This is a genomic window from Sulfitobacter sp., from assembly GCF_041552635.1.
GTDB lineage: Bacteria > Pseudomonadota > Alphaproteobacteria > Rhodobacterales > Rhodobacteraceae > Sulfitobacter.
Map to the genome: position 1 here is coordinate 1 of NZ_JBFEKM010000226.1, position 4,863 is coordinate 4,863.

The window sequence follows — 4,863 nt, forward strand, 5'->3', positions numbered from 1 at the left end:
GATCGGCTTCTTAGGCGTAGTGCTGGTCGTCCGCCCCGGCATTGGCGTCAGCGCCGGCCTTTTGTGGGCGCTTGCAGCGGGCACGTTTTATGGCATCTTCCTGACGATGTCGCGCTGGCTGTCGGACCTCGCACCACCTCTGGCATTGGCCTTTAGCCAACTCATCATCAGTACCGCGCTGTTGCTGCCGCTTGGCCTGTTGCACCTGCCCGACTTCACCATGCCGGTCGCCGCCCTGACGGCCACCAGCGCCATCTGTTCGATGTTGGGCAATCTGCTGATGCTCTTTGCCTACAGGCTGGCCCCTGCGACCAGAATCGCGCCGATGATCTATTTTCAACTGCTGTCTGCGGTCGCCCTTGGCTGGCTGCTGTTTGGGGCCTTGCCCGATATGCTGACTTGGGTCGGGCTGGCCGTTATTCTAGGCGCGGGGATCATCTCGACCCGGTTACGATGACCACTTGCCCGACGCGCGGATCGCACTTGAACTGACATCCATCATCGGCACATTCACGAAACACCATGCCGGGGCCCGCGCGCGCGCCAAAAGCTGACTGTGCCGCCCTGCAATACGATAAGGCGCATAAAGCGTCGCGGCGCGGCTCATGCGTGCTGAAATACGCTGTCCGGGGCGGGCCAGCACACCAATCGGCACGGTTTCGACGATCTGCCGCCAGTCCTGCCACAGATGCAACTGCGCCAAATTATCAGCCCCCATCAACCACACGAACCGGACCGCAGGATAGCGAGCCCGCAAGGCAACCAAGGTTTGCGCCGTATACCGCGTGCCAAGCTGCGCCTCGATATCCGTAACGTCCACGCGAGGGTGCTGCATCACGGCGCGCGCCCGCGCCATGCGTTGATCCAAAGGGGCCGGACCGTGCGCTTTCAAAGGGTTGCCGGGGCTGACCATCCACCACACACGGTCCAACCCGAACCGCTTTAGCGCCTCGCGGGTGATGTGCGCATGCCCCGCATGGGCCGGATCAAAAGAGCCGCCCAAAAGGCCGATCACCTGTCCCGGTGCCGCATATGGTAATGGATAGCCCACAAAAACGGCCCCCGAAATGTATCAGGGGCCGAAAGGAGAGGCTCTTGCCCCCTTTGTCAATCACGTTCGCCGTTGATTAATCGACGAACTTCTTCAACTCACCCGATTCCAACCGGCTGAAATAGCTTTTCATCTCGCGTTTGACGATCGGCATCAAGAAGTACAGCGCCGTGATGTTCACAACCGCCATAGCAAAAATCATCGCGTCAGAGAAATCGATGACCGCGCCCAAATTGGCAGCTGCCCCCACAATAATGAAAAAACAAAAGATCACCTTGAACACGATCTCTTTGGTTTTGCCTTCGCCCACCAGATAGGTCCACGCCTTGAGACCATAGTAGGACCAACTGATCATCGTCGAGAACGCGAACAGGATGACCGCGATTGCCAGCACATAGGGGAACCAGCTAAAGCCGGTTGCAAAGGCCGCCGATGTAAGCTGCACACCGCTTGACCCGTCAACAGTCATGATCGACGTGCCTGCCTCGTTCAGGATGAACTGACCGGTTGCGGGATCCATCACCAAAACGCCAGATATCGTGATGACCAAAGCGGTCATGGTACAGATCACAACCGTATCGATGAACGGTTCAAGCAACGACACGACGCCTTCGGTCACAGGTTCCTTGGTGCGCACAGCAGAGTGTGCAATCGCAGCCGACCCAACGCCCGCCTCGTTCGAGAACGCAGCCCGTTTGAAGCCTTGAATCAATGCCCCGACAAGACCACCGGCAACGCCAAGACCGCTGAATGCGCCCTCAAAGATCTGGCCAAAGGCCCAGCCGATTTTGTCATATTCGACAATCAAAATCACGAGCGCGGCAAGAACATAAAGAATGCCCATGAACGGTACGACCTTTTCTGTCACCTGTGCGATGGATTTGATGCCGCCCACGATGACCGCGAAAACCAGCACAGCAAAGATGATGCCCGTGATCCAACCGGGGAAATCCCCGACGATACCGGATATTTGCGCATGTGCCTGATTGGCCTGGAACATGTTGCCGCCGCCCAACGCGCCACCGATGGTAAAGATCGAAAAGACGACTGCCAGAAAACCGCCCATTGGCAGGCCACGTTCTTTAAAGCCCTTTGTCATGTAATACATCGGACCACCGGACACGGTGCCGTCAGGGTATTCATTGCGGTATTTCACGCCCAGCGTACATTCGGTGAACTTTGACGCCATGCCCAAAAGGCCCGCAAGGATCATCCAGAACGTGGCCCCCGGCCCGCCGATCCCGACCGCCACAGCAACCCCCGCGATGTTACCAAGCCCGACCGTCCCCGAAAGCGCCGTTGTAAGGGCTTGGAAATGGCTAACCTCGCCCGCGTCGTCAGGGTCGGAATAGTCGCCTTTGACCAGCGAAATGGCATGACCAAAAGCTTTGATCTGGATAAAGCCGAAATAGATGGTGAAAACAGATGCTGCAACAACCAGCCACAATACGATCCATGGAAAGTTTGTGCCCGGCAGCGACATAAAGATCAGATTGACGAACCAACCGGTCGATCCGGCGAAAATATCATTGATGCGTTGATCCAGACCGGCCGCCTCTTGGGCCGATGCAATGGCGGGCAATGCGGATGCAGCAGCAGCGCCAAGCCCTGTTGTAATAAATTTATTCATTATTCGCCCTTTCATGGAATGATCGTGACCGGCACGCTGGATGCAACCGCCAAACGGGCCGTCACGCCGCCAAACATGCGCTCTTTCAACCCGCGCAGACCGACGCGGCCCACCACGATTTGCTGCGCGCTGTATTTCTTGGCAAGATCATCCAGAATATCCGCTACATCGCCATGCTTGACGATGCCTTCCACCGTCAGACCGCTATCCGTGGCAGTTTTTACCGCCGGGTCCATGATGCGCTCGCGGGCCTGCGACAGTTCTTCCTCACGACGCTTGTGGCGCTGTTCGTTTTCTTCTGATGTTTGAAAGCTGAACGGCGACCATTCGATCACATAGACCAGCTTTAAGGTGCAGTCTTCGATCAGTTGGGCCTGTTTCGACGCAAAGGCCAGCGCGCGTGCGCCAGCTTCTCCGCCATCAAGACCCACAACGATGGTGGATGTTGTCATTGTATTGTCCCTCTTGTCGTTGGCGCGGCCTCTTGCGGGTCGCATTCTTCCAAAGGCTAAATCACCCCTAGATTGAATCACCTTAGACCAGAGTCGAAGATTTATTCGACTGATTTTTCAAAGGATCGCAGGGATTTCGACTTCGATATCCCTGAATGCAGGTAAATTGCGCATAAAAATCCAGATTTTTAGTAGCTTAAGTTGGGATCACTGAATCTGTCAGACGGATCAAACTGGGGCGGATCACGCTGGCACACCACCCACCGTGCCCGCGCACAGCCGAGTATCCCCCCTTGCCCAACGCTTCCTCCATCCTGCTGCACGGCGCGCAGATGACGTCGAAAGACAGCACTGCTGTGCCGATTTGCACCTGCCTACCTTTCAACGCTGACAGGTTGATGCCAGACACAACGATGTTGCGCCGCAGAACTTCGGGGGCCACCGCACCCTGCCCCAGCATCGCCCCGATGGGCCCCAGATGTTCCGCCTGAACCACGGTCACTGCCCGCTTGCCGGGGCGGCCGTGGTCGCCCTCCAGCCCCTCATCCGTCACCATCACCTGCCCCACCGACAGCATCTGCGCCCGCCGCGCGGGCCGCAGACCAATCCATGTCACCTGCCCAGGTGCGCATAACCTGCAATCAATGCCTTCAAATCCGTCACAAGCCCCCCATATATTGAGTGTTTGATCTTGCCCGGTTTGGGCGATATTGCACAACCAAACAAATCGCAGCTTATCCGAGGATTCCCAATCGCCGCCTTTCAATATGTCTCTCACATGTCCGGTGTCTCCAAGACCTATCCGGGCGGCAAGAAATGTTTCGACAACATCAACCTGAACTTTTTGCCCGGTGTGAAAATCGGTGTCGTTGGTGTCAACGGGTCGGGTAAATCGACTTTGATGCGGATCATGGCCGGCCAAGACAAGGATTTCTCGGGCGAGGCATGGGTCGCTGAGGGGGCCAAAGTTGGCTACCTTGAGCAGGAGCCCTATTTGGACCCCGCCCTGACCGTACGTGAAAACGTGATGCTGGGTGTGAAAAAGAAAAAAGACATCCTTGATCGCTATAACGAATTGGCGATGAACTATTCCGACGAGACAGCCGACGAAATGGCCGCTTTGCAGGATCAGATCGATGCCGAGAACCTTTGGGATCTCGACAGCCAGATCGACGTGTCGATGGAGGCATTGCGCTGCCCCGCCGATGACGCCGATGTAACGACACTTTCGGGCGGTGAAGCCCGCCGCGTTGCCCTGTGCAAGCTGCTGCTTGAAGCGCCAGAAATGCTGCTGCTCGATGAACCGACCAACCACTTGGACGCGGAAACCATCGCGTGGCTGCAACAGCACCTGATCGACTACAAAGGTACGATCCTGATCGTTACCCACGACCGCTATTTCCTGGATAACATCACCAGCTGGATCCTTGAACTGGACCGCGGCAATGGCATCCCTTACGAGGGCAATTATTCCAACTGGATCGACCAGAAAGCCAAACGGCTTGAGCAAGAGGCCCGCGAGGACAAGTCCAAGCAAAAGACACTGTCGCGCGAACTTGAGTGGATGCGTCAGGGGGCCAAGGCCCGTCAGGCAAAATCCAAAGCGCGGATCAGGTCCTATAACGAAATGGCCGACAGTTCAGAGCGCGAACGCTTGACCCGCGCCCAGATCGTAATTCCCAACGGTCCCCGTCTGGGCAGCAAAGTGCTTGAGGTCGAAGGCCTCTCCA

At 56.9% G+C, this 4,863-nt stretch carries 6 protein-coding genes; 2 read left to right on the top strand and 4 right to left on the bottom strand.

Annotated features, from left to right (window positions below):
* A partial coding sequence (locus ABYT07_RS18845; RefSeq protein WP_372993564.1) for a DMT family transporter occupies positions 1-457 on the top strand: 457 nt, incomplete at its 5' end.
* On the opposite strand, the gene ABYT07_RS18850 is transcribed toward ABYT07_RS18845, so the two are convergent.
* From ABYT07_RS18850 to ABYT07_RS18865, 4 genes are all read right to left on the bottom strand, one after another.
* Positions 449-1,051: a nicotinate-nucleotide adenylyltransferase gene (locus ABYT07_RS18850; protein WP_372993565.1), complete on the bottom strand. Its 603-nt coding sequence runs from the start codon at positions 1,049-1,051 to the stop codon at positions 449-451. The two genes, ABYT07_RS18845 and ABYT07_RS18850, sit on opposite strands and share 9 nt — an antisense overlap.
* Positions 1,052-1,127: 76 nt before the next feature.
* On the bottom strand, positions 1,128-2,681 hold the full coding sequence (locus ABYT07_RS18855) for an alanine/glycine:cation symporter family protein (RefSeq protein WP_372993566.1): 1,554 nt from the start codon (positions 2,679-2,681) through the stop codon (positions 1,128-1,130).
* An 11-nt stretch (positions 2,682-2,692) separates the two neighbouring features.
* Positions 2,693-3,133 (bottom strand): universal stress protein, encoded by a 441-nt coding sequence (locus tag ABYT07_RS18860; RefSeq protein WP_372993567.1) that lies wholly within the window; start codon positions 3,131-3,133, stop codon positions 2,693-2,695.
* A 196-nt stretch (positions 3,134-3,329) separates the two neighbouring features.
* Positions 3,330-3,749 carry an MOSC domain-containing protein gene (locus ABYT07_RS18865; protein ID WP_372993568.1) on the bottom strand — a complete coding sequence of 140 codons (420 nt, stop codon included), beginning with the start codon at positions 3,747-3,749 and terminating at the stop codon, positions 3,330-3,332.
* 135 nt (positions 3,750-3,884) lie between these two features.
* Here ABYT07_RS18865 and ABYT07_RS18870 point away from each other — a divergent pair.
* Positions 3,885-4,863, top strand: a 979-nt coding sequence (locus tag ABYT07_RS18870; RefSeq protein ID WP_372993569.1) for an ATP-binding cassette domain-containing protein, incomplete at its 3' end; no start/stop codon positions are given.